The 26,433-nt window shown below is 69.8% G+C and carries 26 protein-coding genes; 11 read left to right on the forward strand and 15 right to left on the reverse strand.

All coding sequences use genetic code 11. The annotated features are described in order from the left end of the window. Nucleotides 1-30: 30 nt before the first annotated feature. Entirely contained in the window at nucleotides 31-210 is a 180-nt protein-coding gene (locus QFZ67_RS20705) for a hypothetical protein (RefSeq protein ID WP_307662562.1), read from the reverse strand. Nucleotides 211-358: 148 nt separating this feature from the next. Here QFZ67_RS20705 and QFZ67_RS20710 point away from each other — a divergent pair, with 148 nt between their 5' ends. After that, a complete protein-coding gene (locus tag QFZ67_RS20710; RefSeq protein ID WP_307665905.1) occupies nucleotides 359-1,219 on the forward strand; it encodes a hypothetical protein in 861 nt (286 codons plus the stop codon). A 75-nt stretch (nucleotides 1,220-1,294) separates the two neighbouring features. After that, complete coding sequence (locus tag QFZ67_RS20715) at nucleotides 1,295-1,477, forward strand: hypothetical protein (protein WP_307662563.1); 183 nt, start codon at nucleotides 1,295-1,297, stop codon at nucleotides 1,475-1,477. Nucleotides 1,478-1,578: 101 nt separating this feature from the next. Here the strand turns inward: QFZ67_RS20715 and QFZ67_RS20720 are convergent, their stop codons facing one another. After that, nucleotides 1,579-1,911 carry a metal-sensitive transcriptional regulator gene (locus QFZ67_RS20720; protein WP_251017580.1) on the reverse strand — a complete coding sequence of 111 codons (333 nt, stop codon included), beginning with the start codon at nucleotides 1,909-1,911 and terminating at the stop codon, nucleotides 1,579-1,581. A 194-nt stretch (nucleotides 1,912-2,105) separates the two neighbouring features. On the opposite strand from QFZ67_RS20720, the gene QFZ67_RS20725 reads away from it, so the two are divergent. Together QFZ67_RS20725 and QFZ67_RS20730 are read left to right on the forward strand one after the other, a co-directional pair. Continuing rightward, on the forward strand, nucleotides 2,106-2,726 hold the full coding sequence (locus tag QFZ67_RS20725; RefSeq protein WP_307662564.1) for a DUF47 domain-containing protein: 621 nt from the start codon (nucleotides 2,106-2,108) through the stop codon (nucleotides 2,724-2,726). A 5-nt stretch (nucleotides 2,727-2,731) separates the two neighbouring features. After that, on the forward strand, nucleotides 2,732-3,730 hold the full coding sequence (locus QFZ67_RS20730) for an inorganic phosphate transporter (protein WP_307662565.1): 999 nt from the start codon (nucleotides 2,732-2,734) through the stop codon (nucleotides 3,728-3,730). 217 nt (nucleotides 3,731-3,947) lie between these two features. Here the strand turns inward: QFZ67_RS20730 and pstB are convergent, their stop codons facing one another. From pstB to mshD, 8 genes are all read right to left on the reverse strand, one after another. Next, nucleotides 3,948-4,724 carry a phosphate ABC transporter ATP-binding protein PstB gene (gene pstB, locus QFZ67_RS20735; protein ID WP_307662566.1) on the reverse strand — a complete coding sequence of 259 codons (777 nt, stop codon included), beginning with the start codon at nucleotides 4,722-4,724 and terminating at the stop codon, nucleotides 3,948-3,950. Nucleotides 4,725-4,754: 30 nt separating this feature from the next. Next, complete coding sequence (pstA, locus tag QFZ67_RS20740; protein WP_307662567.1) at nucleotides 4,755-5,828, reverse strand: phosphate ABC transporter permease PstA; 1,074 nt, start codon at nucleotides 5,826-5,828, stop codon at nucleotides 4,755-4,757. Then, complete coding sequence (gene pstC / locus QFZ67_RS20745) at nucleotides 5,825-6,817, reverse strand: phosphate ABC transporter permease subunit PstC (RefSeq protein WP_307662568.1); 993 nt, start codon at nucleotides 6,815-6,817, stop codon at nucleotides 5,825-5,827. Before pstC ends, pstA begins: the two co-directional genes overlap by 4 nt. Before the next feature lie 104 nt (nucleotides 6,818-6,921). Beyond that, nucleotides 6,922-8,058 carry a phosphate ABC transporter substrate-binding protein PstS gene (gene pstS, locus QFZ67_RS20750; RefSeq protein ID WP_307662569.1) on the reverse strand — a complete coding sequence of 379 codons (1,137 nt, stop codon included), beginning with the start codon at nucleotides 8,056-8,058 and terminating at the stop codon, nucleotides 6,922-6,924. A gap of 708 nt (nucleotides 8,059-8,766) precedes the next feature. After that, nucleotides 8,767-9,213 carry an NUDIX hydrolase gene (locus QFZ67_RS20755; protein ID WP_307662570.1) on the reverse strand — a complete coding sequence of 149 codons (447 nt, stop codon included), beginning with the start codon at nucleotides 9,211-9,213 and terminating at the stop codon, nucleotides 8,767-8,769. Beyond that, nucleotides 9,210-10,517 (reverse strand): CHAD domain-containing protein, encoded by a 1,308-nt coding sequence (locus tag QFZ67_RS20760; RefSeq protein ID WP_307662571.1) that lies wholly within the window; start codon nucleotides 10,515-10,517, stop codon nucleotides 9,210-9,212. Before QFZ67_RS20760 ends, QFZ67_RS20755 begins: the two co-directional genes overlap by 4 nt. Further along, nucleotides 10,504-12,732, reverse strand: coding sequence for an RNA degradosome polyphosphate kinase (locus QFZ67_RS20765; protein ID WP_307662572.1), 2,229 nt, complete (start codon nucleotides 12,730-12,732; stop codon nucleotides 10,504-10,506). Before QFZ67_RS20765 ends, QFZ67_RS20760 begins: the two co-directional genes overlap by 14 nt. Before the next feature lie 357 nt (nucleotides 12,733-13,089). Beyond that, nucleotides 13,090-14,013, reverse strand: a complete 924-nt coding sequence (mshD, locus tag QFZ67_RS20770; protein WP_307662573.1) for a mycothiol synthase — start codon at nucleotides 14,011-14,013, stop codon at nucleotides 13,090-13,092. A gap of 195 nt (nucleotides 14,014-14,208) precedes the next feature. Here mshD and QFZ67_RS20775 point away from each other — a divergent pair, with 195 nt between their 5' ends. Together QFZ67_RS20775 and QFZ67_RS20780 are read left to right on the forward strand one after the other, a co-directional pair. Then, on the forward strand, nucleotides 14,209-16,029 hold the full coding sequence (locus QFZ67_RS20775) for a bifunctional UDP-sugar hydrolase/5'-nucleotidase (RefSeq protein WP_307662574.1): 1,821 nt from the start codon (nucleotides 14,209-14,211) through the stop codon (nucleotides 16,027-16,029). Between the two features lie 207 nt (nucleotides 16,030-16,236). Continuing rightward, nucleotides 16,237-17,106, forward strand: a complete 870-nt coding sequence (locus QFZ67_RS20780; protein WP_307662575.1) for a phosphatidylinositol-specific phospholipase C — start codon at nucleotides 16,237-16,239, stop codon at nucleotides 17,104-17,106. Between the two features lie 24 nt (nucleotides 17,107-17,130). Here the strand turns inward: QFZ67_RS20780 and QFZ67_RS20785 are convergent, their stop codons facing one another. The 5 genes from QFZ67_RS20785 to QFZ67_RS20805 all read right to left on the reverse strand — a co-directional run bounded on the left by QFZ67_RS20785 (nucleotide 17,131) and on the right by QFZ67_RS20805 (nucleotide 22,688). Next, nucleotides 17,131-18,558 (reverse strand): cell wall metabolism sensor histidine kinase WalK, encoded by a 1,428-nt coding sequence (locus QFZ67_RS20785; protein ID WP_307662576.1) that lies wholly within the window; start codon nucleotides 18,556-18,558, stop codon nucleotides 17,131-17,133. Further along, entirely contained in the window at nucleotides 18,558-19,280 is a 723-nt protein-coding gene (locus QFZ67_RS20790) for a response regulator transcription factor (protein WP_215095113.1), read from the reverse strand. Before QFZ67_RS20790 ends, QFZ67_RS20785 begins: the two co-directional genes overlap by 1 nt. 20 nt (nucleotides 19,281-19,300) lie before the next feature. Further along, the gene (locus QFZ67_RS20795) at nucleotides 19,301-20,281 is read right to left on the reverse strand and encodes a S1C family serine protease (RefSeq protein ID WP_307662577.1); all 981 of its coding nucleotides are present in this window, start codon (nucleotides 20,279-20,281) and stop codon (nucleotides 19,301-19,303) included. Between the two features lie 580 nt (nucleotides 20,282-20,861). After that, nucleotides 20,862-21,884, reverse strand: a complete 1,023-nt coding sequence (locus QFZ67_RS20800; protein WP_307662578.1) for a LacI family DNA-binding transcriptional regulator — start codon at nucleotides 21,882-21,884, stop codon at nucleotides 20,862-20,864. Nucleotides 21,885-21,908: 24 nt separating this feature from the next. Beyond that, nucleotides 21,909-22,688, reverse strand: coding sequence for a response regulator transcription factor (locus tag QFZ67_RS20805; RefSeq protein WP_307662579.1), 780 nt, complete (start codon nucleotides 22,686-22,688; stop codon nucleotides 21,909-21,911). 220 nt (nucleotides 22,689-22,908) lie between these two features. On the opposite strand from QFZ67_RS20805, the gene QFZ67_RS20810 reads away from it, so the two are divergent. The 5 genes from QFZ67_RS20810 (at nucleotide 22,909) to QFZ67_RS39135 (ending at nucleotide 26,428) form a co-directional block, all read left to right on the forward strand. Further along, the gene (locus QFZ67_RS20810; RefSeq protein WP_307662580.1) at nucleotides 22,909-23,724 is read left to right on the forward strand and encodes an alpha/beta hydrolase; all 816 of its coding nucleotides are present in this window, start codon (nucleotides 22,909-22,911) and stop codon (nucleotides 23,722-23,724) included. A 46-nt stretch (nucleotides 23,725-23,770) separates the two neighbouring features. Continuing rightward, nucleotides 23,771-24,025: a MoaD/ThiS family protein gene (locus QFZ67_RS20815; RefSeq protein ID WP_266547325.1), complete on the forward strand. Its 255-nt coding sequence runs from the start codon at nucleotides 23,771-23,773 to the stop codon at nucleotides 24,023-24,025. 10 nt (nucleotides 24,026-24,035) lie between these two features. Further along, nucleotides 24,036-25,190 carry a hypothetical protein gene (locus tag QFZ67_RS20820; protein ID WP_307662581.1) on the forward strand — a complete coding sequence of 385 codons (1,155 nt, stop codon included), beginning with the start codon at nucleotides 24,036-24,038 and terminating at the stop codon, nucleotides 25,188-25,190. A 178-nt stretch (nucleotides 25,191-25,368) separates the two neighbouring features. Beyond that, on the forward strand, nucleotides 25,369-26,118 hold the full coding sequence (locus QFZ67_RS20825) for a DUF2993 domain-containing protein (RefSeq protein ID WP_307662582.1): 750 nt from the start codon (nucleotides 25,369-25,371) through the stop codon (nucleotides 26,116-26,118). A gap of 229 nt (nucleotides 26,119-26,347) precedes the next feature. Further along, nucleotides 26,348-26,428 (forward strand): putative leader peptide, encoded by an 81-nt coding sequence (locus QFZ67_RS39135; protein ID WP_355172694.1) that lies wholly within the window; start codon nucleotides 26,348-26,350, stop codon nucleotides 26,426-26,428. Nucleotides 26,429-26,433 lie beyond the last annotated feature (5 nt).

A 26,433-nucleotide genomic window follows, 5' to 3' on the forward strand; every position in this document is an offset into this window, starting at 1 on the left:
GGCCGAGGGCGTGATGCGCCGGGGGATGCGTCAGCGCCCCTCCGTGAGGGCCGATGTGTGCAACCCGGCGTCCGTCCGGGCCCGTTCACGGGAGCGGCGAGCCGGGCCGGCCCAGCCGCAGGAGCAGCGGGCGACGGCGAACGAGCCGCGCTCGGTGGTGGAGGTCTGGTGGAAGGCCGGGGCATCGCCGGGTGAGGCTTGCTGAGGCACCTCTCCACAGTACTGGGGCCGGGCGGAATACGAGGCGCGGCAAGGAGAGGGCGTGGGCAGCGGCGTGACGAGGGGACCGGGCCGTCGTTATGCGGGGCGGGTGGGCGTCTCGTACAAGCAGCGGTCCCGTGTTGGGGGTTGGCAGGCGATGGTGGTGCAGCAGCACAGGCGCAGGGGCGGGGCTTTCGCCGTCGCGGCCGCCGTAGTGGGGGCGGTGGCGACCAGCGGCTGCTCCGGCGGCTGGGGCGCCGTCGCCGACGACCGGCGGGGCGGCGGGCAGGCCGGTCGGGCGCGGGTCGACGAGACGCGGGTCGACGAAGTGCGCAAGGCCGCGGATGTGCTCGCCGGGGCAAGGAGTGCTAAGGCCCGTACGTCCATGGAGACGGCCACCGGCGGGACCCGGGTGACCATCCGGGGCGAGGGCGGGTACGACTTCGTGCGGCGGATGGGGCAGCTCACCGTCGTGCTGCCCAAGGGACCGGCCGGAGCGGACGAACATCGTCCGGTCACCGAGCTGCTGGCCCCAGGCGCGCTGTACATGAAGAACCGTGGCGCGGGCGTACCAGTGGACAAATGGGTACGAGTCGACACAACCACCCTCGAGGACGGGAACCTGGTCACCGGCGGCGCCACCGATCCGCTCGCCGCCGCCGAACTGCTGCGCAGCGCGCGGGACGTGACGTACGTCGGCGAGGAGAAGCTCGCCGGGGCGAAGGTGCGGCACTACCGCGGCATCACGGACATCGCCCAGGCCGCACGGATCGCCGAACCACATGCACGCGCCTCGCTGGCCGCCGCGGCGAAAGGGTTCGCCATGGACACCGTGCCGTTCGACGCGTATCTCGACGAGGAGGGCCGGCTGCGCAAGGTGCGCCACCGCTTCAGCTTCACCAATGAGACCGGCACGGTCGCCGTCACCTCGACCACTCTGCTGTACGACTTCGGGACGCCGGTCGCCGTGCGTCTGCCCGACCAACGGGACATTTACGCAGGGAAGATCAGGGCCTAAATGGTCCGGACGTGCCATGCGCAGTGCGTGCATCACTCCCTACGCTAGGAAGTCGATACCGGCAGGAAGAGGTGAATGCACGTGGCTCCTCCCAGTACGACGACCGTCCAGGACCACGTGGCCCTCGCCGAGATCGAGCTGTGCGGCGAGTTGATCATCGCGGCATCGGCCGCGGACGAGGAACGGCTCAGCCCGGACCGTATCGACGAGGTGCTGAAGGTGGCAGCGGAACGGTCTGCGCTTTCCCGACCGGAATGACCCGGCCGGAATGGCCTGGCCGGAATGGCCTGGCCGGAATGGCCTGGCCGCCCGGCCGGAATGACTGGGCCGGAATGACCCGACCGGAATGACTGGGCGCCTCAGGTACGAAGAAGGCGTGCGATCGCCTTCGTCGCCTCCTCGACCTTCGCGTCGATCTCCTCGCCGCCCTTGACCGCCGCATCGGCGACGCAGTGCCGCAGATGCTCCTCGAGCAGCTGGAGCGCGAAGGACTGCAGCGCTTTGGTGGACGCGGAGACCTGCGTGAGTATGTCGATGCAGTACACGTCCTCGTCGACCATCCGCTGCAGCCCGCGGATCTGGCCCTCGATCCGGCGCAGCCGCTTCAGATGCTCGTCCTTCTGCTTGTGGTAGCCGTGCACGCCGTGGTCGTGGTCCGTGACCGGGGGGCCGGCCGCCTCAGTGGTCGTCATCGCGTCCTCCCGCTGTCCACAGGGGTGTGGATACCCCTCGTGGGTATATCGTAACGAATCGTGCCGGATCGGGACCGGGGGCCCGTGCTGATCACGCTGGTTGATGGGCGACACTGAGGAACGCCGGTTAGCCGTGGCCGGATGATGCGCCTAGCATCAGCCTGACCAAATCCAGAGCACCCCGAGGACCCCACGTGCGCTTTCGTCTGACCCCCAGGGAGACGAGCTTCTATGACATGTTTGCCGCATCCGCGGACAACATCGTCACGGGCTCCAAGCTCCTGATGGAACTGCTCGGAGCGGACGCCTCCGGCCGGGCTGAGATCGCGGAGCGGATGCGGGCAGCGGAGCATGCGGGAGACGACGCGACGCATGCGATCTTCCACCAGCTGAACTCCTCTTTCATCACGCCGTTCGACCGCGAGGACATCTACAAACTCGCTTCGTCGCTCGACGACATCATGGACTTCATGGAGGAGGCCGTCGACCTGGTCGTGCTGTACCAGGTCGAGGAGCTGCCCAAGGGTGTGGAGCAGCAGATCGAGGTTCTGGCGCGGGCGGCCGAGCTGACGGCGGAGGCCATGCCGCATCTGCGGACCATGGACAACCTCACCGAGTACTGGATCGAGGTCAACCGCCTCGAGAACCAGGCCGACCAGATTCACCGCAAGCTCCTTGCGACGCTCTTCAACGGTAAGTACGACGCCATCGAGGTGCTCAAGCTCAAGCAGATCGTGGATGTGCTGGAAGAGGCCGCGGACGCCTTCGAGCATGTTGCGAACACCGTGGAGACCATCGCGGTCAAGGAGTCCTGAGCTTCGTGGACACCTTTGCTCTGATCGTGACCATTGGTGTCGCGCTCGGATTCACGTACACCAACGGCTTTCACGACTCCGCGAACGCGATCGCGACCTCGGTCTCCACGCGCGCGCTGACGCCGCGCGCGGCGCTGGCGATGGCCGCGGTGATGAACCTCGCCGGAGCCTTCCTCGGTCAGGGCGTCGCCAAGACCGTCAGCGAGGGCATCATCGAGACGCCTCAGGGCTCGCAGGGCATGGGCATCCTCTTCGCGGCGCTGGTCGGCGCGATCGTATGGAACCTGGTCACCTGGTACTTCGGACTGCCGTCGTCCTCGTCCCACGCGCTGTTCGGCGGCATGGTGGGCGCGGCGCTGGCGGGCGGGACCGAGGTCATCTGGACCGGTGTGCTCGAGAAGATCGTCATCCCGATGTTCGTCTCGCCGGTCGTCGGTCTGATCTGCGGCTATCTGGTGATGGTCGCGATCATGTGGATGTTCCGGAGGTCCAATCCGTCCAAGGCCAAGCGCGGCTTCCGGATAGCGCAGACGGTCTCGGCGGCGGCCATGGCGCTCGGCCACGGTCTGCAGGACGCGCAGAAGACGATGGGCATCGTGGTGATGGCGCTGGTCATCGCCGATGTGGAGAACCAGGGCGACGCGATTCCGGTCTGGGTCAAGATCGCTTGCGCGATGATGCTCTCGCTCGGTACGTACGCGGGTGGCTGGCGCATCATGCGGACGCTCGGGCGCAAGATCATCGAACTGGATCCGCCGCAGGGGTTCGCGGCGGAGACGACGGGGGCGTCCATCATGTTCGGCTCGGCGTTCTTGTTCCATGCGCCGATCTCGACGACGCATGTGATCACCTCGGCGATCATGGGTGTGGGAGCGACGAAGCGGGTGAACGCGGTCCGCTGGGGCGTCGCCAAGAACATCGTCATGGGGTGGTTCATCACCATGCCGGCGGCCGCGATTGTCGCTGCGCTGAGCTATGGCGTGGTCTACCTGGTCTTCGGCTGACGGCCGGGACAGCCCCATGTCAGCCCGACCTGCGGTAGGGGCCAGTCCCCCGGCGAAACCCGCCACCGGCAGCAACCGTCAACGCCCCCCCGGCCCACGGCCACCACGGACTCGGGTAACTGAAATGAGCGGGCCCGCCCCCCTGGGAGAGGGGGCGGGCCCTTCGCCTTGCGGTGGCACCGCCATGCAGCACCGCAGGACGTCTATGGGTTCCGGCCTAGCCGAAGCGGCCCGAGATGTAGTCCTCGGTCGCCTGCACCGACGGGTTCGCGAAGATCCGCTCCGTCTCGTCTATCTCGATCAGCTTGCCGGGCTGGCCGACCGCGGACAGGTTGAAGAACGCCGTACGGTCCGAGACGCGCGCCGCCTGCTGCATGTTGTGCGTCACGATGACGATCGTGAAGCGCTCCTTCAGCTCACCGATCAGGTCCTCGATCGCAAGGGTCGAGATCGGGTCCAGCGCCGAGCACGGCTCGTCCATCAGCAGCACATCCGGCTCGACCGCGATCGCGCGGGCGATGCACAGACGCTGCTGCTGGCCGCCGGAGAGGCTGGAGCCGGGCTTGTTCAGCCGGTCCTTTACCTCGTTCCAGAGGTTCGCGCCCTTGAGGGACTTCTCGACGACCTCTGCCAGCTGGTTCTTCTTGTACGAGCCGTTCAGCCGCAGGCCCGCCGCGACATTGTCGAAGATCGACATCGTCGGGAAAGGGTTCGGCCGCTGGAAGACCATGCCGACCGTACGGCGTACGGCGACGGGGTCCACGGCGGAGCCGTACAGGTTCTCGTCGTCCAGCAGCACCTTGCCCTCGACGCGGCCACCGGGGGTGACCTCGTGCATCCGGTTCAGGGTGCGCAGGAACGTGGACTTGCCGCAGCCGGACGGGCCGATGAAGGCCGTCACGGAGCGGGGCTCCACGGTCATCGAGATGTCCTCGATCGCCTTGTGGGAGCCGTAGAAGGCGCTGAGGCCGCTGACGTCGATGCGCTTGGCCATGTGAATCACTTCGCTTTCAGAAGGCCGCGGTCAGCGACCGGTCTTCGGGGCCTTCCAGCGGGCGATGCCGCGGGCCACCAGGTTGAGGATCATGACGAAGGCGATCAGCACCAGGGCGGCGGCCCAGGCGCGGTCGACCGCTGCGTCGGTGCCGACGGCGTACTGCTCGTACACATACAGCGGCAGCGAGGACTGGGCGCCTTCGAAGGGGTTGTTGTTGATCAGCTTCGTACCGAAGACGAGCAGCAGCACGGGGGCCGTTTCGCCGGTGATACGGGCAATCGCGAGCATGACGCCTGTCGTGATGCCGCCGATCGCGGTGGGCAGGACCACCTTGAGGATCGTGCGCCACTTGGGGATGCCCAGGGCGAGGGAGGCCTCGCGCAGCTCGTTCGGGACGAGCTTGAGCATCTCCTCGGTGGAGCGGACGACCACCGGCATCATCAGGATGGCGAGCGCCATCGAGCCGGCGAACCCGGAGGGCCCGAAGCCCAGCATCAGGTTCCAGGTGGCCAGGATGAACAGGCCCGCGACGATCGACGGAATGCCGGTCATGACGTCGACGAAGAAGGTGACGGCCTTCGCGAGCTTGCCGCGGCCGTACTCGACCAGGTAGATCGCGGTCAGCATGCCGATGGGGGCGGCGATGACGGTCGCGATGAGGACCTGCTCGATGGTGCCGAGCAGCGCGTGGTAGATACCGCCGCCGACATCGGCGTCGAGTACGCCGCCCATCGAGTGACTCAGGAAGTACCCGTCGACGACCTTTATGCCCTTGCTGATCGTGACCCAGGCCAGCGAAAGCAGCGGGATCACGGCGAGGAGGAAGCAGACCCAGACGACGCTGGTGGCGAACCGGTCCTTGGCCTGGCGGCTGCCCTCGACCTTGGTGGTGATCAGGTAGCTGGAGAGCACGAAGATGAGCGCGGCCAGCAGGCCCCACTGGATCCTGCTCTGCCAGCCGGCGACGAGGCCGAGAGCGCAGCCTGCGGCGATGGACGCGGCCGCGATGGCGGCCGGAGCCCAGCGGGGGAGGCGGGCGTGGGACAGGGCGGCGGGGCGCAGGGGCGCAATCGGCCGCTTGTCCTGGACGACGTTGCTCATGCGTTGGCCCCCGAGTACTCCTTGCGGCGCGCGATGATCCACCGTGCCGCGCCGTTGACCAGCAGCGTGATGAAGAAGAGCACCAGACCGGAGGCGATCAGAGCGTCCCGGCCGAACTCGTTGGCCTCGTTGAACTTCGCCGCGATGTTCTGGGCGAAGGTGCCGCCACCCGGGTCGAGCAGATGGCCGGAGATGATGAAGCTCGGGGAGAGCACCACGGCCACGGCCATCGTCTCGCCGAGCGCACGGCCGAGGCCGAGCATCGAGGCGCTGATGATGCCGGAGCGGCCGAAGGGGAGCACCGACATCCGGATGACCTCCCAGCGCGTGGCGCCGAGGGCCAGAGCGGCCTCTTCATGCATCTTCGGCACCTGGAGAAAGACCTCACGAGTGACGTTGGTGATGATCGGCAGGATCATGATCGCCAGCAGGATGCCCACGGTGAAGAGGTTGCGGGCGACGCCGTCACTGGCCTTGGCGAAGATGTACGTCCAGGCAAAGTACTCGTTCAGCCACTTGTTGAGACCGTCGAGGTAGGGGACCAGGAAGATGGCGCCCCAGAGGCCGTAGATGATGCTCGGTACGGCGGCGAGCAGGTCGACGACGTAAGAGATCGGAGCGGCCAGCTTGCGCGGCGCGTAGTGCGAGATGAACAGCGCGATGCCGATCGCGATCGGCACGGCGATGAGCATCGCGATGACCGAGCTGATGACCGTGCCGAAGGCCAGTACGGCGATGCCGAAGACTGGCGGGCTGCCGGCCGGGTTCCACTCGGAGGTGGTGAGGAAGTTCGCGTCGTCCTTCGAGATGGCGAGGACGGCTCGGTAGGTGAGGAACCCCGCGATGGCGGCCATGATCACCAGCAGGGTGATCCCGGATCCGCGGGACAGGCCCAGGAAGATCCGGTCGCCGGGGCGGGTGCTGCCCCTGGACGTGCGTATGCCGCCGCGGGCGGGCGGCGGAGTTTCGGTGGGTGTTGTGGTAACCATCGGGACTCTCCGGTCTGCGGAGCCTGTGGGCTCCTGGCGGCGGTGCACCGGATACCGAGGCCGGTCCGAGCCCGTGCTGCGGCACGGACCAGCCTCGGTCGGAATCAGGACAGGGTCGGGACGATCTCGCGGACCTTGGTCGCGATCTCGGCCGGGAGCGGGGCGTAGTCGGCGTCGGCGAGGACCTTCTGGCCCTCCTCGCTGACCGCGTAGTTCAGGAACGCCTTGAGGGTCGGCAGGGTCTCCGCCTTGTTGCCCTTGTCGCAGGCGATCTCGTACGTGACCAGGACGATCGGGTACGCGCCGTCGACCTTGGTCTTGTAGTCGAGCGAGAGGGCGAGGTCGTTGCCGGTGCCCTTGATCTTGGCGGCGCCGATGGCCTTGGAGGCGTTCTCGGTGGTCGCCTCGACCGGGGCCGCGGCACCGGTGTTCAGCTTGACGGTGCTCATCTTGCTGGCGGTCGCGTACGACAGCTCGAAGTAGCCGATCGCGCCCTCGGTGTCCTTGACGGAGCTGGCGACGCTGGAGGAGCCGTTGGCGGCCTGGCCACCCTTGGCCGGCCAGGACTTCGTCTTCGGGTCGTACTTCCAGTCGGCCGGGGCGGCCTCGCTGAGGTACTTACCGAGGTTCTGGGTGGTGCCGGACTCGTCCGAGCGGTGGAAGGCCTGGATCGTGGTGCTGGGCAGCTTGGCGTCCGGGTTCAGCTTCTTGATCGCCGCGTCGTCCCACTTGGTGATCTTCGAGTCGAAGATCTTGGCGAGGGTCGGGGCGTCCAGGACCAGGTTGTCCACGCCGGTCAGCTTGTAGCCGATGGCGATCGGGCCGCCGACCATGGGCAGGTTGATGCCCTGGCCGGTCTTGCAGATCTTCTTCGACTCGACGACCTCTTCGGGCTTCAGCGCCGAGTCGGAGCCCGCGAAGGCGACCTGGCCCTGGTTGAACTTGGTGATGCCGCCGCCGGAGCCGATGGCCTGGTAGTTGATCTCCACGCCGGAGCAGGCGGCCTGGAAGTTCTTGACCCAGAGGTCCATGGCGTTCTTCTGGGCGGTGGAGCCGGCGGAGAGCAGCTGGCCCTTGGCACCATCGCACTTGACGTTCGAGGCGGCGTTGGTCTTCTCACCACTGCCGCCCGTGCCGCCCGCGTTGTCGTCCGAACCACACGCCGTGAGGACCAGGGCGCCGGAGATGGCGAGCGCGCCGAGCGCGGTGGCGCGAAGCCCGTTCTTGCGCTGAAGCTTCACTTTCGGGTGTTCCTTCCAAGAGCCGCCGGACGCTGACTGATGTCTGACACGTTCTATGGCGGCGTGTGTCGGGGTGGGGGGACCGGTACTGCACCGGTCACCGTGTAGGGCCGAAATTAGGCAGATCAGGTGAAGCCGCCGACGGGAGAGGGTGAACGGAAGGTGAACCGTGTCGGGCAGCTAAGTGCCAGCCGCACGGGACGCCTGCCGGCCCACGCCGACACCTCACGCCGAGTGAAGAGTCTCGAGCAGAGCGTCTACGAGAATGCGGTTGTGGGGCTGGGTGAGGCGGTTGCTGGCTTCCGCCGGTGGAAGCCACAGGATGCTGTCCGTCTCGACGCTCGGGGAAGGACCCGTCGTCGCTTGTGTGAACGGCGCCGGTGGGGCGTCCCCCGCGGCTGCAACTTGACCTTCGGCTGTGACAAATAGCATGACATTACTGGACGTAGTGCACCAAGGTTACAGTGTGTTCGTTACACGTAACGTGGCGCGACCGCCCATGGCTGGCCCCTGCCCGCGAGGGCTTTGCCCTCACGATCACTCCCGCCCACCAGAGTGTCCGGTACCGCGAACTGGCCGGACCGTCCTGGACCCTGCCCACAAACTAGGCGTCCGTCCGCCGGTGTAGGGCATTACACCGTCCAGGTATGCCGGGCTGGGCAGATGAGGCGAGCCGATCGTTCCAGCCCCGCTCTTCTTGTGCCGCCATCACAGCCCCTCCCTGGTCAGGTGAAGGGCGTTGAGGAGGGCGGAGACCAGCTCTTTGTCCCTGTCCTGGGTCAGGAGGTCGCGCGCAGCAGCAGGAGGCAGCCACAGGATGCGGTCCACCTCCTCGTTGGGGGCGAACGAACCCGTCGTCGCTTCAGCCGCCCAGTAGCTGACCTGCTTCGGACGTCCATTCGCAATGTAGTACGCGGTGGGCAGCCGGGCTCCCGGCACGCACTGGTGCCCCGTCTCCTCCAGCACCTCGCGCACCGCGCCGGCTAGGGCATACTCGCCGCGCTTCAGTTTGCCTTTCGGGAACGACCAGTCGTCGTACTTGGGCCGGTGTACGAGGCAGATCTCGATGCCCTCGTCGCTGTGCGGGGAACGCCGCCAGAGCACACAGCCCGCGGCCAGTACCGTGTCGTCCCCCATCGTCGGGGCCCCGCTCATGGGGCCGTCACCGCCGTGGCCCTCTGCCACACCTGCTGGAAGGCGAACCGGGCGGCCTCCACCTCGTGCCGCTGGTCGGCGTGGAGCACCCCCAGGGCGTACGCGGTGGCCGGGGCGATGCGTGGAGTGCGGGCAGCGTTTGCGGCGGCAGCGGCGGCCTCGGCCGCGTCGCGGTGACGGTCGAGGACCAGGCCCGCGTGGCGCAGCACCGGGTCCGCCTCCGGGTGCAGCACCTCCTGTGCGTACCGGTGCAGCCGCAGCAGCAGCCGCACCTGGTGCCAGGGGGCGTCCTGCGCCTCCCCGGCCGATGTGGTGGCGAGGCCGTGCACCAGGGCCTCCGCGTTGTACGGGTGAGCGGCCCGGCCCAGCGGTAGCGCGGCCACCGCTTCCAGCAGCCGCCGCTCGGCGAGCTCCACGGGCAGCGCCAGGGCCTCGGAGGCCGGGGCGCCGGCCATCGGGCCGAGCGGCAGTTCGGATGCCAGTACGGCGACGGAGTCGGCGACCGCGTGGAAGCGGGAGGAGCCGAGGGCCTGGAGCGCGGCGGAGTGGGCCCGGGTCCGGGCGAGGGTGAGCTGCCGCTCCAGCAGGGCGCCTGCCCGCGCGGCCCCCACGGTCAGGGAACCGGTGGCGCGCGGAGCGTCCGCGCTGCCGGCCGGGCTGACGGGGCCGTCGGCGTCGGCGGGGCTGCCAAGATCGCCGGAGCCGGAGCCGGAGCCGGAGCCGGAGCCGGAGCCGGAGCCGGAGCCGGAGCCGGAGCCGGAGCCGCAGCCGGAGCCGGAGCCGCAGCCGGAGCCGGCCGACGTAACGGAGCCGGAGCCGGGACCGGTCGGTACGGGTGCGCCGGGACCGGCCGACAGGCCGCGTTCGCCCGGAGCGACGGCCCGGTCGCTGGGGCTTGGCGTGCGCGATTCCCCCCTCGCCGGCGGCAGCGGAATCGCCCCCGACAGCCGTGCCAGCGCGTCGAGCAGCCGCCCGAGCCGCGAGGTGCAGGCATGTTCCTGGGCCAGCGTCGCGGAGAGCCAGGCCAGTTCGGTGCGCAGATCGTCCGCCCAGGCGGGGTCGAGCAGCGGCCGGAAGGTGTGCAGCGTCCCGCTGATACGGCGGGACACCTGACGCAGCGCGGCGGCGGCCTCCCCCACGCCCGCCGTGTCCGCGCCGCTCTCGCTGTGCAGTCGCAGACTGCGCAGGAAGCCACCTGCCTGCGCATGGAGGTACCGGGCCAGCGCTTCGCCGGCCGTGCCCGCGGTGGGGGCACCGGCCGGGACGGCGGCAGCGTCAGGCCGGGAGAGATCAGGGCTGTGCACGCCGGCGCCTCCGGGCGTCTATGAGCATCTCCTGTAGATTCCGCAGCAGCTGGCCTTCCGGGTCCGTCGCATGCCGGGTCCAGGCGCCGTCCGGGCCGAGGTGCCAGGAGGACGTGGTGTCGGACATGCCGTTCTCCAGGAGACGGGTCAGTGCCGCGCGGTGGGCCGGGTCGGTGACCCGGACCAGAGCCTCGATACGGCGGTCGAGGTTGCGGTGCATCATGTCGGCGCTGCCGAACCACACTTCGGGCTCGCCGCCGTTGCCGAAGGCGAAGATCCGGGAGTGCTCCAGGAAGCGGCCGAGGATCGAGCGCACCCGGATGTTCTCGGAGAGGCCGGAGACTCCGGGGCGTATCGCGCAGATGCCGCGCACCCAGATGTCCACCGGCACACCCTCCATGGCGGCTCGGTAGCAGGCGTCGATGACCGCCTCGTCCACCATCGAGTTGACCTTGAAGCGGACGTAGCCGGGCCGGCCGGCCCGGTGGTGTGCGGCTTCCTTGTTTATTCGCGAAATCAGGCCGTCGCGGAGGGACTTGGGGGCGACCAGGAGTCGGCGGTAGGTCTCGCGGCGGGAGTATCCCGACAGCCGGTTGAACAGGTCCGAGAGGTCGGCGCCGACCTGCGGGTCCGCGGTCAGCAGCCCCAGGTCCTCGTACAGCCTGGCGGTCTTCGGGTGGTAGTTGCCGGTCCCGACGTGGGAGTAGCGGCGCAGCGTCTCGCCCTCCTGGCGGACCACGAGCGACAGCTTGCAGTGGGTCTTCAGCCCGACGAGCCCGTAGACGACATGGCAGCCGGACTCCTCCAGCTTCCGCGCCCACTTGATGTTGGCCTGCTCGTCGAAGCGGGCCTTGATCTCTACGAGTACGAGGACCTGCTTGCCCGACTCGGCGGCGTCGATCAGCGCGTCCACTATCGGGGAGTCGCCGCTGGTGCGGTACAGCGTCTGCTTGATCGCCAGCACGTCCGGGTCGGCCGCGGCCTGCTCCAGGAATGCCTGGACGGACGTCGAGAACGAGTCGTACGGATGGTGCAGCAGCACGTCGCGCTCGCGCAGCGCCATGAAGATGTCGGGCGCGGATGCCGACTCGACCTCGGCGAGGTCCCGGTGGGTGCCGGCGACGAACTTCGGGTACTTCAGCTCGGGCCGGTCCAGGGCCGCGATCCCGAAGAGGCCGGTCAGGTCGAGCGGCCCGGGCAGCGGGAAGAGCTCGGCGTCGGACATCTTCAGCTCGCGGACCAGCAGGTCCAGGACGTACGGGTCGATGGACTCCTCGACCTCGAGCCGCACGGGCGGGCCGAAGCGGCGCCGCATGAGCTCCTTCTCCAGGGCCTGCAGAAGGTTCTCGGCGTCGTCCTCCTCGACCTCCAGGTCCTCGTTCCTGGTCACCCGGAACATGTGGTGCGCGAGCACCTCCATGCCGGGGAAGAGCTCTTCGAGGTGCGCGGCGATGACGTCCTCGAGGGGGACGTACCGCTGCGGGGAGGCCTCCAGGAAGCGGGACAGGAGCGGCGGGACCTTGACGCGGGCGAAGTGGCGGTGGCCGCTGACCGGGTTCCGTACCACCACGGCGAGGTTCAGCGAGAGGCCCGAGATGTACGGGAAGGGGTGCGCGGGGTCCACGGCCAGCGGGGTCAGGACCGGGAAGATCTGCTGCCGGAAGAGAGTGAACAGGCGCGCCTGCTCCTTCTCGGTGAGGTCCGGCCAGCGGATGAGGTGGATGTCCTCTTCGGCGAGCGCCGGGGCGATGTCCTGCTGGTAGCAGGCGGCGTGCCGGGCCATGAGCTCGCGGGAGCGGTTCCAGATCAGGTCCAGCACTTCGCGGGGCTGCAGGCCGGACGCGGACCGGGTGGCGACACCGGTCGCGATGCGGCGCTTCAGGCCGGCGACGCGGACCATGAAGAACTCGTCCAGGTTGGACGCGAAGATTGCCAGGAAGTTGGCCCGTTCGAGGAGCGGGGTGGCCGGGTCCTCGGCGAGCTCCAGGACGCGCTCGTTGAACGCGAGCCAGCTGCGCTCGCGGTCGAGGAACCGCCCCTGGGGCAGTTCGGCGCCGTCTCCCTCGTGATCTTCCTCGTACGAGTCGAGGTCGGCGTCGAGATCGGGTTCCAGGTCGGAGACCGTGGCGGCGACGGTGTGCGGCCGGTGCGCGGCTATGGAACCGACGGACGGCTGGGGATGCTGGACCGGTACCTCGGCGGGCTGCTGGCTCATGAACCCATTCTTCCGCCTCGAGGGCATGACGGGCGCGTCGGAGAGGGCTGGGGTGAGGGGGAGCTTCCCGTTCGGGGAGGCGGGTCCAGCGGGCTGCATTGAGTGAGGGTCGCAAGGGCGTCTGAATGCCCGGTAACGACGACATGACGTGAGGGGAAGCGTGGCGGGACCCCCCGGGGTCGGTCGCGGGGGGTCCTGTACGGCGTATGGGGCTCTGTGCGGCCCTGTGCGGGCCCTGCTCGGGCGGTGTGCGCGCGCGCCGCAGCCAGAATGGGGCGGCGGCGTCGGCGTCGGCAAGAGCCGGCGCGATGCCGGTCCCGATGCGTTACCGAGCAGTGGCCGCCCGGGGGCGGTCCGTCAGGACTCGGTGCGGTACATCAGGTCCACCTCGTGCGTGACGAAGCCGAGGCCTTCGTACACCCGCAGCGCAGCCGTATTGTCCGCGTCGACGTAGAGCATCGCGGTCGGCACCCCATGCGCGGCGAGATACCGCAGCCCGATCGCGGTCAGCGCCTTGCCGAGGCCGCCGCCCTGCGCGTCGGGCCGGATGCCGATGACGTACACCTCGCCGAGGTGCTCCGCGGCGTGCACCTTCGTCCAGTGGAAGCCGATGAGCTCCCCGCCCCGCTCGGCCAGGAAGAAGCCCTTGGGGTCGAACCACGGCTCGGCCTTGCGGTCGTCGAGGTCCCGCTGGGTGATGGAGCCCTGCTCGGGGTGGTGCGCGAAGGCGGCGGCGTTCACGGCGAGCCAGGCCGCGTCGTCCTGGCCGGGCACGAAGCTGCGCACCGTGACGCCCGCCGGGAACACCGGCTCGGGAATGTCCAGCGGGCTCAACCGCCGCCGCAGCTGGCGCAGTTCACGGAAGAGGGTGAGCCCGAGCACCTGCGCCAGATGCCGCGCTGCGGACTTCCCGCCGTGCGCCCACACCCGCAGCCGCTTCCCGGACGCTCCCAGCAACGCGCTGCCGAGCGCCCTCCCGTGGCCGCGCCCGCGATGCGCGGGGTGCACGACGAGCTCGGCGGCCGGAGCCTCGATGGGGTCGGTGTCCTCCAGCTGCGCGTACCCGATCAGCTCGCCGCCGACGGTGAGCAGGAGATGCCGTACGCCCTCCCGCTTTCCGCCGCGCAGCTGCAGCCGCCCCTGCTCGGAGACGGCCTGCATCCCGTCCGCGCGGGCGGCCTCGCCGAGCATGCCGAGCACGGCCTGAGCCTGCTCGGGGCTGAGCTCGTCAACGGTCTCGATCTGCCGGCCGGGCTCCGGAATCACAGCATCAATGCTCATGGGACGAGGGTACGGCTGGACAGCACGTTGTCGGCGATACGGGAGGGGCCCTGCGTTCGGGTGATACGCGAGGAACCACCCGATGACGAACAAAGGCAACCAGGTCGTAACCCCTACCCCCCTGTCGCGCTACGCGCGTTGACTCTAGGCTGCCGCTCGCAACCCTCACGCCACGCTGAACTGACAAGGGGACAGATGTCAGCGACACCGAACAAACACCGTGCGGCCCGCCGGAGCCGTCGGGTTCTCGCCGCGGCCGCCGGACTGGCCACCGTCGGCGCGCTCTTCGCCGCGATGCCGGCCGGTGCCGCCGTCGACGAGGGGAGCAGCGGCGACCGTCACCACAAGCCGCGCACCGTCGACGTGCAGCTGCTGTCCTTCAACGACCTGCACGGAAACCTGGAGCCGCCCGCCGGCTCGGCCGGTCAGGTCACCCACACCCGCCCGGACGGCACCACCGAGAAGATCAATGCGGGCGGCGCCGAGTACCTCGCCACGCACCTGCGCCAGGCCCGCGAGGGTAATAAGTACTCGGTGACCGCCGCGGCCGGTGACATGATCGGCGCATCGCCGCTGCTCTCCGGGCTCTTCCACGACGAGCCGACCATCGAGGCGCTGAACGCGCTGAAGCTCGATGTCTCCTCCGTCGGCAACCACGAGTTCGACGAGGGCGCCAAGGAACTCGCCCGGATACAGAACGGCGGCTGTCACCCCACCGCCGGCTGCTTCGAGAAGGGCAGGAAGTTCAGGGGCGCGGACTTCCCGTACCTCGCCGCGAATGTGGCGAACGACAAGACCGGCAGGCCGCTGCTCGATCCGTACTTCATCTGGAAGAAGGACGGGGTCAAGATCGGCTTCATCGGGGTGACCCTGGAGGGCACGCCGAACATCGTCAGCGCCGAGGGCGTCAAGGGCCTCACGTTCGGCGACGAGGTCGAGACGATCAACAAGTACACCAAGGTGCTGGAGCGCAAGGGCGTCAAGTCGATCGTCGCCCTGATCCACGAGGGCGGCGCGCCGGCCTCCTCCTCGTACAACTACAACTGCGACAGCCCGGGCCCCGGCGACGGTGTCTCCGGCCCGATCGTCGACATCGCCAAGAAGATCAGCCCGCAGGTCGACGCCCTGGTCACCGGCCACACCCACCAGGCGTACGCGTGCACCATCCCGGACCCGTCTGGCCGGCCGCGTACGGTCACATCGGCGGCCTCGTTCGGCAAGCTGTACACCGACACGACGCTCACCTACGACCGTCGCACCAAGGACATCGTCCGTACGGCCGTCGCCTCCGCGAACCACGTCGTCACCCGCGACGTGCCGAGGGCCGAGGACATGACCTCGCTGATCGCGCGCTGGAACACGCTGGCCGCGCCGGTCGCGAGCCGGCCCGTCGGCTATATCTCCGCCGACATCGAGAACCCCTTCGACGCGCCCGAGAAGCCGCTCGGCAATCTGATCGCGGACGCGCAGCTGGAGGGTCTCGCCCCGGCGGACAAGGGCGGGGCGCAGCTCGCGCTGATGAACCCGGGCGGAATCCGCGCGGGCCTCGTCCACAAGGCGTCCGGCAGTGAGGGCGACGGTGTCGTCACCTACGGCGAGGCGTTCACCGTGCAGCCGTTCACCAACATGATGACCGTCGTCGACCTGACCGGCGCCCAGTTGATCACTGCACTCCAGCAGCAGGTCAGTGGCGTGAACCAGGCTTCCCCGAAGATCCTCCAGGTGTCTGACGGCTTCACCTACACCCTGGATCTGACGAAGACCGGAGCCGAGAGGATCGTGGCCGGCTCGGTCAAACTGAAGGGCGAGGCGATCGACCCGGCGAAGACCTACCGGGTCGCGATGAATGAGTTCCTGGCGGGCGGCGGCGATGGTTTCGCCGTCCTGAAGGAGCACAAGAACAAGCTGGTCGGTGCGTCCGACCTGGACATCCTCAACGCCTATCTGGCCGCGCACTCCAGCGCGAGCGCGCCGCTCGCGCCGCCGGCGACGGGCCGGATCACCGTCGTGAAGTAGCGGTACGCGGCGGGACGGTGGGGCGGCGGGCCACGGGGCTGCCGCCCCACTGGCGTTCGCCCCACTGGCGTTCACCCCGGCGTTCACCCCGGCGTTCACCACCGGCGTCCACCCCGGCGTTCACGGACGAGGCTTGATTCAGCCGTTGGTTACTGGCCAGTCCTGACCCTGGCGCTTCTTGACGTGACCACGCCATAATCCCGGACCATGGACCGACGGAGCTTTCTCGCGGGCGCGGCAGCCGTCTCCGCAACCGCCCTCATCGGCGCACCCCCCGCCTTCGCCGCACCTCGCCGCACCCTGTCCGCGCAGGACTGGATGGCGGGCTCCGCGGACAGCACCACCCTCGCGAGGCTGACGATCCCCGGCACACACGACTCGGGCGCGCGCTTCGGCGGACTCTGGACGGAGTGCCAGAACACCACCATCGCCAACCAGTTGAACAGCGGCATCCGCTTCCTGGACGTCCGCTGCCGGGTCACCGGGGACTCCTTCGCCATCCACCACGGGGCGTACTACCAGAACCTGATGTTCGGCGATGTGCTCATCGCCTGCCGGGACTTCCTGAACGCCCACCCGTCCGAGACGGTCCTCATGCGCGTCAAGCAGGAGTACTCGGAGGAGAGCGACGCGACCTTCCGCCGCGTTTTCGACACCTACCTCGACGGCAAGGGCTGGCGTCCGCTGTTCCGCATCGGCGACGGGCTGCCGTCGCTGGGCGAGGCCCGCGGCAAGGTCGTCCTCATCGCCGACAACGGCGGACTGCCCGGCGTCAAATGGTGGGACAGCGCGGTGTTCGACATCCAGGACGACTGGAACGCCGCGCCGAACGCCAAGTACCCCAAGATCGAGGCACAGTTCCGCAAGGCGTCCCAGCAGCCCGGAAAGCTGTTCATCAACTTCGTCAGCACCTCCGCGTACCTGCCGCCGCGCTGGAACTCCGACAACCTCAACCCGAGGGTCCATTCCTTCGTCAACGGCTCCGAGGCGAGCGGCTGGAGGGGCCTCGGCATTGTGCCGATGGACTACCCCAACACCCGCTCGGGACTCGTCGATTCGCTCCTGCGGCACAACTAGGCGGCGCGCCGGTCGGCGTCAGGGCTAGGCGGGCGGTGGCGTCGCCGCGCCCGGCAGCCGGATCACCGCGCGCGTACCGCCGCCGGCAGCGGGCTCGATCGAAACCTCGCCGCCCGACTGCTGGACCGTACGGGCCACGATCGACAGCCCAAGACCGGAGCCGGGCAGACTCCGCGCCGACGGCGAGCGCCAGAACCGCTCGAAGACGTACGGGAGTTCATCGGCGGGGATGCCGGGACCGTGGTCCCGTACCGTCAGCTCGCCGCCCTTGAGAGCCACCTCGACCGTCCCGCCCGGCGGCGAGAACTTCACCGAGTTGTCCAGGACGTTGACCAGCGCCCGCACCAGCGCGGCCGGCTCCGCCCGTACGTACCAGGGCGCCAGGTCCGCCGCGAAGGTCAGCTCGGGCCCGCGCAGCCGGGCCCGCTCCAGCGCTGCCTCGGCGATCTCGTGCAGGGCGACCACCTTCAGCGGTCCCCGGTCCACCGCGTCGGGCCGCGACAGCTCCTGCAAGTCACCGATGAGGGCCGCCAGTTCGGTCATCTGCGCCTTGACCGAGGCCATCAGCGCCGTACGGTCCGCGGGCGGGATCGCCCGGCCCGTCTCCTCGCTGCGGGCCAGCAGTTCGATATTCGTACGCAGCGAGGTCAGCGGCGTACGCAGCTCGTGCCCGGCGTCCGCGATCAGCTGCGCCTGCCGGTCCCGGGAGGAGGCGAGCGCGGCGGTCATCGAGTTGAAGGAGCGGGACAGCCGGGCGATCTCGTCCTCGCCCTCGACCGGGATGCGTACGGTCAGATCCTCGGTGCGGGCGACATGCTCGACCGCCCCGGTGAGCCGGTCGACCGGTTTGAGCCCGGCCCGCGCGACCCACAGCCCGGCCGCGCCCGCGCCCAGGACGCCGACGCCGGACACGACGAGCAGCAGGAGCGCCAGATCGTTGAGGGTGCCCTCGGTCTCCTTGAGCGGGTACGCGATCATCACCGCGGTGTCCGTCACGACCCCGCTCGCCGGGCCCTGGACGACGGCCGCGGCGGTGAGTACGCGGACATCCTTCCCTTCGGTGTCCTGGCCGTTGCGCAACGTCCAGACGGTCGGGTCCGCGTTCCGCGCCACCTCCTGGTCACTGCTGTCGACCTGGACGGTGCCGGCGGAGCCGGCGGCGACGCACGGTTTGCCGCTGCCGGCTTGGACGAGCTGGAGGTAGAAGACGGGCTTGGGGCCGTAGCCGGTCCGCGCGGCGGGGGTCTGGGAACAGCTGCGCAACGCGGCGGCGATTTCCTCGCCCTGCAAGGGCGCGCTCGCGGCTTTCAGCTTGGAGTCGATCTCGTCGTACAGCTTGCCGCGCACGACGAACCAGCAGGTGGTGGATACGGCCGCGACCGCGACCGCCACCGCGACCGCCACCAGCAGCGCCAGCCGCGACCGCAGGGGCAGCGCACGGAACCTTCTCATCACTCCGGGCCGCCCGACCGCAGCGCGTACCCCACGCCGCGCACCGTGTGGACCAGGCGCGGCTCGCCGGCCGCCTCCGTCTTGCGTCGCAGATACATCACATACACATCCAGCGAATTCGAACTGGGCTCGAAGTCGAAGCCCCAGACCGCCTTGAGGATCTGCTCCCGGGTCAGCACCTGGCGCGGATGCGCGAGAAACATCTCCAGCAGCGTGAACTCCGTACGAGTCAGCTCCACCCGGCGCGTGCCGCGGTGGACCTCGCGCGTCGCCAGGTCCATCCGCAGATCGGCGAAGGCCAGCACGTCGTCGTCGGGAGCCGCGCCCGCGGTCGTCGCGTACGAGCTGCGCCGCAGCAGCGCGCGGATCCGGGCGAACAGCTCGTCCAGCTCGAAGGGCTTGACCAGATAGTCGTCGGCGCCCGCGTCCAGCCCGGTGACCCGGTCGCCGACCGTGTCCCGCGCGGTCAGCATCAGGATCGGCGTCGTCGACCCGGCGGCGCGCAGCCGCCGGGCCGCGGTCAGGCCGTCCATCCGGGGCATCTGGATGTCGAGCACGATCAGATCGGGCGCGTACGCCTCCGCCCGGGCGAGGGCGTCCACGCCGTCGACGGCGACCTCGGTCCCGTACCCCTCGAAGGCGAGCGAGCGCTGGAGCGCCTCACGGACGGCGGGCTCGTCGTCGACGATGAGGATGCGGTCGCCTTCACGGGGGGTAGTCATGGTTTCAGCCTCGCACGGGGTCAGCTGTTGCCGCCGGAGCGCAGGTCGTCGAGGTCGGCCTTGACGGTGTCGATGGGGATGGCGAAGCCGAGGCCGACGCTGCCGGCGGTGGAGCCGGTGGCCGAACTGGGCGAGTACATCGCGGAGTTGATGCCGATGATCTCGCCGTTCATGTTGATGAGCGCGCCGCCGGAGTTGCCGGGGTTGAGCGAGGCGTCGGTCTGGATGGCCTTGTAGGTGGTCTTGGAGTCGCCGGTGTCGCCGTTGAACTGCTGCCCGCCGAATTCGAAGGGCCAGCCGCCGTCCTGCTGTTGCTGCCGGCCTTGGTCCTGGTCCTTCGCGACGGTCACATCGCGGTTGAGCGCGGAGACGATCCCGCTGGTGACGGTGCCGGTCAGGCCCTCGGGCGAGCCGATCGCGACGACCTCGTCGCCGACCTTGACCTTGCTGGAGGCGCCGAGGGAAGCCGCCTTGAGGCCTGTCGCGCCCTGCAGCTTGATGAGAGCGAGATCCTTGTCGGGGTCGGTGCCGACCACCTTGGCGGTGTACGTCTTGCCGTCGCTGAGCTTCACCTTGACGGTGTCGGCGCCGGAGACGACGTGGTTGTTGGTGATGACCTCACCGTCGGCGGTGATGATCACGCCGGAGCCGGTGGACTGCCCGGCGGAGGAGGTCGCGCTGATCTCCACGATGCTCGGCGAGACGGCCTGGGCGACGCCGGAGACTGTGCCGGTGCTGCTCCGCGACACATTGGTGCCGGTCACGCCGGTACCGCTGCTCTTGTCGCCGCCGACGAACTGCCCGACGAGCGCGGAGGCTCCGCCGCCGATGACCGCGGCTGCGACGGCAACGGCGACGATGAGCGCGACGGGCCGCTTGGCCTTGGCACGGTGCGGTGGGGGCGGGGGCGCGGGGGGGTGGAGTGGGGGCGGAAGGTAGGCGCCGGTGTCGTACGGCTCCGGCTGTGGCTCAGGCTGCGGGTAGCGGTAATAGTCCGTCATGGGGATGACTCTGGGGGCCGTACATGAGAGCAGCCTGAGGCGGCGCTGAGAAGCCGGCCAGAAGGGGTATGCCCGAGTTCAGGGGGCACGGGGGGCGTGGTGGCGGGGGGTTTCCCGCACTCGGGGGCGTGCGGCGGCCCCTGGCGGAGGGGTACGCGAGGTGCGGGCGGGTCTTTCTCCCCCACCCCGCCCCTTCCCGAGACTGGGGGCACTGCCCCCAGGCCCCCTGGCGGGGAGGGGGAGGGTACGTGGGGGCTGACGCCCCCACACCCCCGGCTACTCCGGTGGCTTCGCCGCGGAGCCCGCGAAAGCGGGGCTGGCGCCCCCGCGTCCCACCGGGCGGCGGCTTCGCGCCCCCGGGCTGGCCCGAACCGAGTACCTCCCGTTGGGGAGGGGCCGTGCAGGGTCGTCCCCGCAGGGGATCGGCGGCCGGACCCAGTGATCAACACGAACCCCTTCACGCCGCCGGCCCCGAGGAGTCGAGCCCGGAGGGGCCCCGGAACCCGCGCCGCACGGCACCGGGCAACCCCGCGACCCGCGCCGCGGACGGCCGCACCCCGCAACGCACCCCCGCCGGAGGCTAACCGCAGCCGCACGAGCGGCGGATTACCAAGCCCGATGGGAACTGCTTCACCCTCTCCCGGCGCGAACCCGCCACCCTCAGGCCGTCGTCCAGGACCAGGTCCACCGCCGCCCGTGCCATCGCCGGGCGGTCCGAGGAGATCGTCGTCAACGGCGGGTCCGTCAGCGCCGCCTCCTTGACGTCGTCGAAGCCTGCCACCGCCAGCTCGCCCGGGACGTCTATGCGCAGTTCACGCGCCGCGCGCAGGACGCCGATCGCCTGGTCGTCCGTCGCGCAGAAGATCGCCGGCGGACGCTCCGGGCCCGAGAGCAGTTTGAGGGCCACGAGATACGCGTCGTAGCGGTTGAACGGGGCCTGAAAGAGCCGGCCCTCCACCGAGCGGCCCGACTCCAGCATCGCCCGGCGCCAGCCCTCGACGTGGTCCGTCACCGGGTCGCCGACCGCCGGGGTCGACTCGATGCCGCCGAGGCAGGCGACATACGGATGCCCGTGCTCCAGCAGATGCCGCGTCGCCAGTTGCGCGCCGCCGATGTCGTCCGTGACGACCGCGACGTCGTCGATCGCCTCGGGGCGTTCATGCAGGAGGACGACCCGCGCGTCCCACGCCTCGATCTCCGCCGCCGCCCGTTCGCTCGGGCCCTGGCTGACCAGGATCAGCCCCGAGACCCGCATCCCGAGGAAGGCCCGCAGATAGTGGACCTCGCGCTCGTCGCGGTAGTCGGAGTTCCCGACGAGTACCATTTTTCCGCGTTCCGCCGCGGCCTGTTCCACCGCGTGCGCCATCTCCGCGAAGAACGGCTGGCGCGCGTCCGGCACGATCATTCCTATGAGGTCGGTCCGCCGCGAGGCCATCGCCTGGGCGACCCGGTCCGGCCGGTAACCCAGCTCCTTGATCGCGGCGAGCACCCGCTCGCGCGTGGCCGGGGCAACCGGCCGGGGTCCGTTGTTGATGACGTAGCTGACGACCGCGGTCGACGTACCCGCCAGTCTCGCCACATCGTCCCGCGTCACCTTGGCCACGCGCGGCAGTCTACGCGGGGTGACCTACCTCTGGGCAGGGCGTACGGCGGCTTCCTGCACCTCCGCCGGATCCTCCGTACGGGCGACAGGAGCCGCCGCCTTCGCATCGGCCTCCTTGGCCGCGCGCTCGACCTTCTCCGGCGCGACGAAGCGGTAGCCGACGTTCCGTACGGTCCCGATCAGCGACTCGTGCTCCGGGCCGAGCTTCGCCCGCAGCCGCCGTACATGCACGTCGACCGTGCGCGTACCGCCGAAGTAGTCGTAGCCCCAGACCTCCTGGAGCAGCTGCGCGCGGGTGAAGACCCGCCCCGGGTGCTGCGCGAGGTACTTCAGCAGCTCGAACTCCTTGAAGGTCAGGTCCAGGACCCGCCCCTTCAGCTTCGCGCTGTACGTCGCCTCGTCGACCGAAAGATCGCCGTTGCGGATCTCCATCGGAGAGTCGTCCGAGGTGATGTGCTGGCGGCCCATCGCGAGGCGCAGCCTCGCCTCGACCTCGGCGGGACCCGCCGTGTCGAGCAGCACGTCGTCGATGCCCCAGTCCGCGGTGACGGCCGCGAGCCCGCCCTCCGTGACGACGAGGATCAGCGGACAGCCGGGCCCGGTGGAGCGCAGCAGCTGGCACAGCGACCGGACCTGCGGCAGATCGCGGCGGCCGTCGATAAGGATCACGTCGGCACCGGGGGTGTCGACGAGGGCCGGGCCCTCGGCGGGGGCCACCCGTACGTTGTGCAGAAGCAGTCCGAGGGCGGGAAGCACCTCCGTCGACGGCTGGAGGGCATTGGTCAGGAGCAGCAGAGAGCTCATCGCGCCCCACCTGCCCGGGTCGTCTTGCGGTCGTGCACGGTTCGCTCGCCCATAACGTCGGTTCCTCCTCGGTCCCTGCGAGGACGTTGCGGCATCTGCTTCGTACGGTGGCTCCCGCGCCCTGGGAGCCTTTGTTCACCTGCCTGTAACAACGGCGGGAAAACACAAAAGGACCCGGGGGCTACGTTGCCCGAGTCCTCTGCCAAGCAGAATAACCCACATGAGTTCCGAGGCAGAGGGGTCTTTCCGCAGATCAATTATTCCCTCGCTCACGCGGGGGCCGCGTCGCAAGATCCTCCTTACGGAAGACGGGGTCCGAATTGAGGCCGTGTACGAGCCGTGTACGGCAGGTGTCACGGACACCGCGATCGTTGTCGCGCACGGGTTCACGGGGTCGGTGGACCGGCCCGCGGTGCGCCGGGCGGCGCGGGCGTTCGCGCAGCGTGCGGCCGTGGTCACTTTCTCGTTTCGGGGGCACGGAGCATCCGGCGGCCGCTCCACGGTCGGCGACCGCGAGGTGCTCGATCTGGCGGCCGCGGTGGAGTGGGCGCGTGCCTTCGGTCACAGTCGCGTGGTGACAGTCGGGTTCTCCATGGGCGGCTCGGTGGTACTGCGGCACGCTGCGATGCACGGGGGGCGCACTGAGGCGCGTACGGACGCGGTCGCCGCCGTCAGCGCCCCCGCACGCTGGTACTACCGCGGTACGGCCCCGATGCGTCGGCTGCACTGGGTGGTCACCCGGCCTCTCGGCCGGCTCGTCGGCCGCTACGGCCTCGGCACCCGGATCCACCCAGAGGACTGGAGCCCCGTCCCCCTCTCCCCGGTCGAGTCCGTGCCGCTCATCGCCCCGACACCGCTGCTGATCGTGCACGGCGACCGCGACCCGTACTTTCCCCTGGACCACCCGCGCATGCTCGCGGCCGCGGCCAGGGAAGGAACGGCCGAGCTATGGCTGGAGCCGGGCATGGGACATGCCGAGAACGCCGCGGACGACGAGCTGCTCGGCCGCCTCGCAGACTGGCTCGTCGCCGAGTAGCTCATCCGCGTAGCCCATCATGGAAGCCGACGAAAGGAGTGCCGCTATGGCAGCGGGAACGATCCGCTACTGGGCCGCGGCCAAGGCAGCGGCCGGGATCGCGGAGGAGCCGTACGCGGCGGGAACGCTCGCCGAGGCGCTCGACGCCGTGCGCGAGCGGCACCCGGGGGAGCTGACGCGCGTACTGCAACGGTGTTCGTTCCTCATCGACGGTGACCCCGTCGGGACCCGCGGCCATGAGACCGTACGGCTTGCCGAGGGCGGCACGGTCGAGGTGCTCCCGCCGTTCGCAGGAGGGTGAACCGCACATCATGAGCAGCGATCAGCAGTATCCGTACGGACAGCAGCAGCCGCCGCAGCCGCACCAGGGCCAGTACGCCGGTCAGCAGCACCAGCACCAGCACCAGCACCAGCAGCCGTATCAGGCGCCCTACCAGGAGCCCGGCTACCAGGAGCCCGGCTACCCGGAGCAGCGCGACCCCGGCACGGCCCAGACCTGGCAGGCCGAGACCTGGGACACGCAGTACCAGCCGGTCGTGCAGCCCACGCAGGCCGCCGCCCCGGACACCGCGTATCTGCCGCCGCAGGCCGCGTACCCGCTGCCGCCCGAGGCCCCGCTCACGACGCCCGGACCGGCCGCGTACGAGCCCCCGGCCGATCTGGCCGCCGACGCCGGATACAGCGCCCCCACCACCATCGGGAACGCCCGGATCACCGACGCCCAGCGCGCCCGCGCCGAGGGACGCTCGCCGATCATCGCGCCGGGCGTGCAGCCAGCCGGGCTGACCGCCGCCCTCGGACTGCTGCTCGCCGGCGGCGCGGCCATCGGCCCGTACGCCCTGTTCGTGCCGCTCGTCCTGCTGCAGGCCGTCACCGCGGCGGGCTGGTTCCGGCTGAACGGCATGTGGCCCGCCCGCCAGGGCATCGCGCTCGCCTTCGCCGGCGGTGTCGCCGCCGACGCCGTGCTGCTCTCCGTCGGCCGGGAGAACGCCCCCGCCGCGATCATCGGCACCCTCGGCGTCTGGGTGCTGCTCACCCTCGTACTGCAGCTGCGCTGTCACGTCGGCGCCGACGAGAGGATGTACGGCCTGATGGCGACGGTGGCATCCGCCGCCCTCGCGATCCTCGCGACCGGGCATCTCGCGGGCCCTGACGACGCGGTCGTGGTCGGCGGGATCGCGGTGGCCGTGGCCGTCCTGGCCCGAGCGCTGCCGTTGCCGGGCGTCGCGTCCGTCGCCGTGGCGCTGCTGGCCGCGGCCGGTGCGGGTATCGCGGCCGGAGGTCTCACCGACATGGGCGCCAAGGGCGCGCTGCTCGGCCTCGCCGCGGGTGGCTGCGCGCTGATCGGGCTGCGGGTCGCGAGCTACGACTACCCGTCCCGCTTCGTCCATATGACGGCCGGCGTGGCTCTGCCGCTGACCGCCGCGGCCCCCGCCGTCTACCTGATCGGCCGCGCCCTCGTGTGACGGGCCGTGGTGTGACGGGCTCTGGTGACGGGTTCTCGTGTGACGGACCCTGTGCCGTCGGCAGGAACCAAAGGACCCCACCCAAACGTCGATCATTCAAGGCATGGCGTCGTCCGGACTGGTTAGGCTCGCGGGCGTCACGGGGGGCCAGACGGACGAGGGTGGGGGACACCGAGCAATGCGCGCACTGCGAATACTGCTGATCATCGCCGTGATCATCGGGGGCATCTTCGTCGCCGCCGACCGGATCGCGGTCAACATGGCGGAGTCCGAGGCCGCCGACAAGATCAAGAGCAGCCAGGGGCTGAGCTCGACCCCGGAGATCTCCATCAAGGGCTTCCCCTTCCTCACCCAGGTGGTGGGCAAGGAGCTCGACGAGGTGGACGTCAGCCTGTCCGGCATCACCGCCACCGCGGGCGGCCACTCGGTCAACGTGACCGAGGTCAGGGCCGAGCTGCGCAGCGTACGGATCGACAGCAGCTTCTCCTCCGCCGTCGCGGACCGGGCCGACGGCTCCGCCCGGATCTCCTACGCCGACCTGACGAAGGCCGCGCCGAAGGGCGCCACGATCAGCTACGCGGGACCCGACCGGGCGGCGAAGGGCCAGGTCAAGGTCACCGGACCGCTCGCCGACCTGCTCGAGGGCGCGGGCGTTCCGGTTCCCGGCGCGGTGGAGCGACTGCTCAAGGGCCGCACGGTCAGCGCCCACAGCACGGTCCTGCTCAAGGGCGGCAGCACGGTCCAGCTGAGGGCCGAGGAGCTGCCGAAGCTGCCGGTCCCGGGCTTCGACGAGAAGCTGCGCAAGGCCATCGACTACGACCTGAAGATCGCCGGGATGCCGTCGAGTATCAAGCTGGACAAGGTCGCGGCGACGGACGCCGGACTGCGGTTCTCGGGTACGGGTACGAACGTCTCGCTGGCCGGCTAGACCACACCCTCGCTGAAGGGCGGAGAGGGCAATTCCGCCCTACGCTCACCCACCCGGCCGCATGGTGAGACGACCCTGTCCGCTGGGTAGAAGGCGGACAGGCCCAATCCGCCCCTGAGACCGGCACGGATCGTCCGGGGCTCCCTCCTGTCCCGCATAGTGGATGATCGCGTCTCAACATCCGACACGCCGGTGACATGGTGGCCGCCTCGTCCCTACGATCGGACACATGAAGCGACAGGCGGATCTCACGAAGCGGCGGGCAGTAGACCTGTGCCGCGTCGCCGCCATGCTCTGTCGCGCTTTCTGAGCGGG

The organism is Streptomyces sp. V1I1 (assembly GCF_030817355.1).
In the GTDB taxonomy this organism is placed as follows: Bacteria; Actinomycetota; Actinomycetes; order Streptomycetales; family Streptomycetaceae; genus Streptomyces.

Excerpts from the sequence above, each read along its gene's own strand:
- pstC (WP_307662568.1), bottom strand. The coding sequence starts at position 6,817 with ATGGTTACCACAACACCCACCGAAACTCCGCCGCCCGCCCGCGGCGGC.
- QFZ67_RS20810 (WP_307662580.1), top strand. The coding sequence starts at position 22,909 with ATGAGTTCCGAGGCAGAGGGGTCTTTCCGCAGATCAATTATTCCCTCG.
- QFZ67_RS20795 (WP_307662577.1), bottom strand. The coding sequence starts at position 20,281 with ATGACGGACTATTACCGCTACCCGCAGCCTGAGCCACAGCCGGAGCCG.
- QFZ67_RS20765 (WP_307662572.1), bottom strand. The coding sequence starts at position 12,732 with ATGAGCCAGCAGCCCGCCGAGGTACCGGTCCAGCATCCCCAGCCGTCC.
- mshD (WP_307662573.1), bottom strand. The coding sequence starts at position 14,013 with ATGAGCATTGATGCTGTGATTCCGGAGCCCGGCCGGCAGATCGAGACC.
- QFZ67_RS20710 (WP_307665905.1), top strand. The coding sequence starts at position 359 with ATGGTGGTGCAGCAGCACAGGCGCAGGGGCGGGGCTTTCGCCGTCGCG.
- QFZ67_RS20820 (WP_307662581.1), top strand. The coding sequence starts at position 24,036 with ATGAGCAGCGATCAGCAGTATCCGTACGGACAGCAGCAGCCGCCGCAG.
- QFZ67_RS20775 (WP_307662574.1), top strand. The coding sequence starts at position 14,209 with ATGTCAGCGACACCGAACAAACACCGTGCGGCCCGCCGGAGCCGTCGG.
- QFZ67_RS20785 (WP_307662576.1), bottom strand. The coding sequence starts at position 18,558 with ATGAGAAGGTTCCGTGCGCTGCCCCTGCGGTCGCGGCTGGCGCTGCTG.
- QFZ67_RS20825 (WP_307662582.1), top strand. The coding sequence starts at position 25,369 with ATGCGCGCACTGCGAATACTGCTGATCATCGCCGTGATCATCGGGGGC.
- QFZ67_RS20805 (WP_307662579.1), bottom strand. The coding sequence starts at position 22,688 with ATGAGCTCTCTGCTGCTCCTGACCAATGCCCTCCAGCCGTCGACGGAG.
- pstA (WP_307662567.1), bottom strand. The coding sequence starts at position 5,828 with ATGAGCAACGTCGTCCAGGACAAGCGGCCGATTGCGCCCCTGCGCCCC.
- pstB (WP_307662566.1), bottom strand. The coding sequence starts at position 4,724 with ATGGCCAAGCGCATCGACGTCAGCGGCCTCAGCGCCTTCTACGGCTCC.
- QFZ67_RS20815 (WP_266547325.1), top strand. The coding sequence starts at position 23,771 with ATGGCAGCGGGAACGATCCGCTACTGGGCCGCGGCCAAGGCAGCGGCC.
- QFZ67_RS20790 (WP_215095113.1), bottom strand. The coding sequence starts at position 19,280 with ATGACTACCCCCCGTGAAGGCGACCGCATCCTCATCGTCGACGACGAG.
- QFZ67_RS39135 (WP_355172694.1), top strand. The coding sequence starts at position 26,348 with ATGAAGCGACAGGCGGATCTCACGAAGCGGCGGGCAGTAGACCTGTGC.
- QFZ67_RS20715 (WP_307662563.1), top strand. The coding sequence starts at position 1,295 with ATGCACGTGGCTCCTCCCAGTACGACGACCGTCCAGGACCACGTGGCC.
- QFZ67_RS20755 (WP_307662570.1), bottom strand. The coding sequence starts at position 9,213 with ATGAGCGGGGCCCCGACGATGGGGGACGACACGGTACTGGCCGCGGGC.
- QFZ67_RS20780 (WP_307662575.1), top strand. The coding sequence starts at position 16,237 with ATGGACCGACGGAGCTTTCTCGCGGGCGCGGCAGCCGTCTCCGCAACC.
- QFZ67_RS20720 (WP_251017580.1), bottom strand. The coding sequence starts at position 1,911 with ATGACGACCACTGAGGCGGCCGGCCCCCCGGTCACGGACCACGACCAC.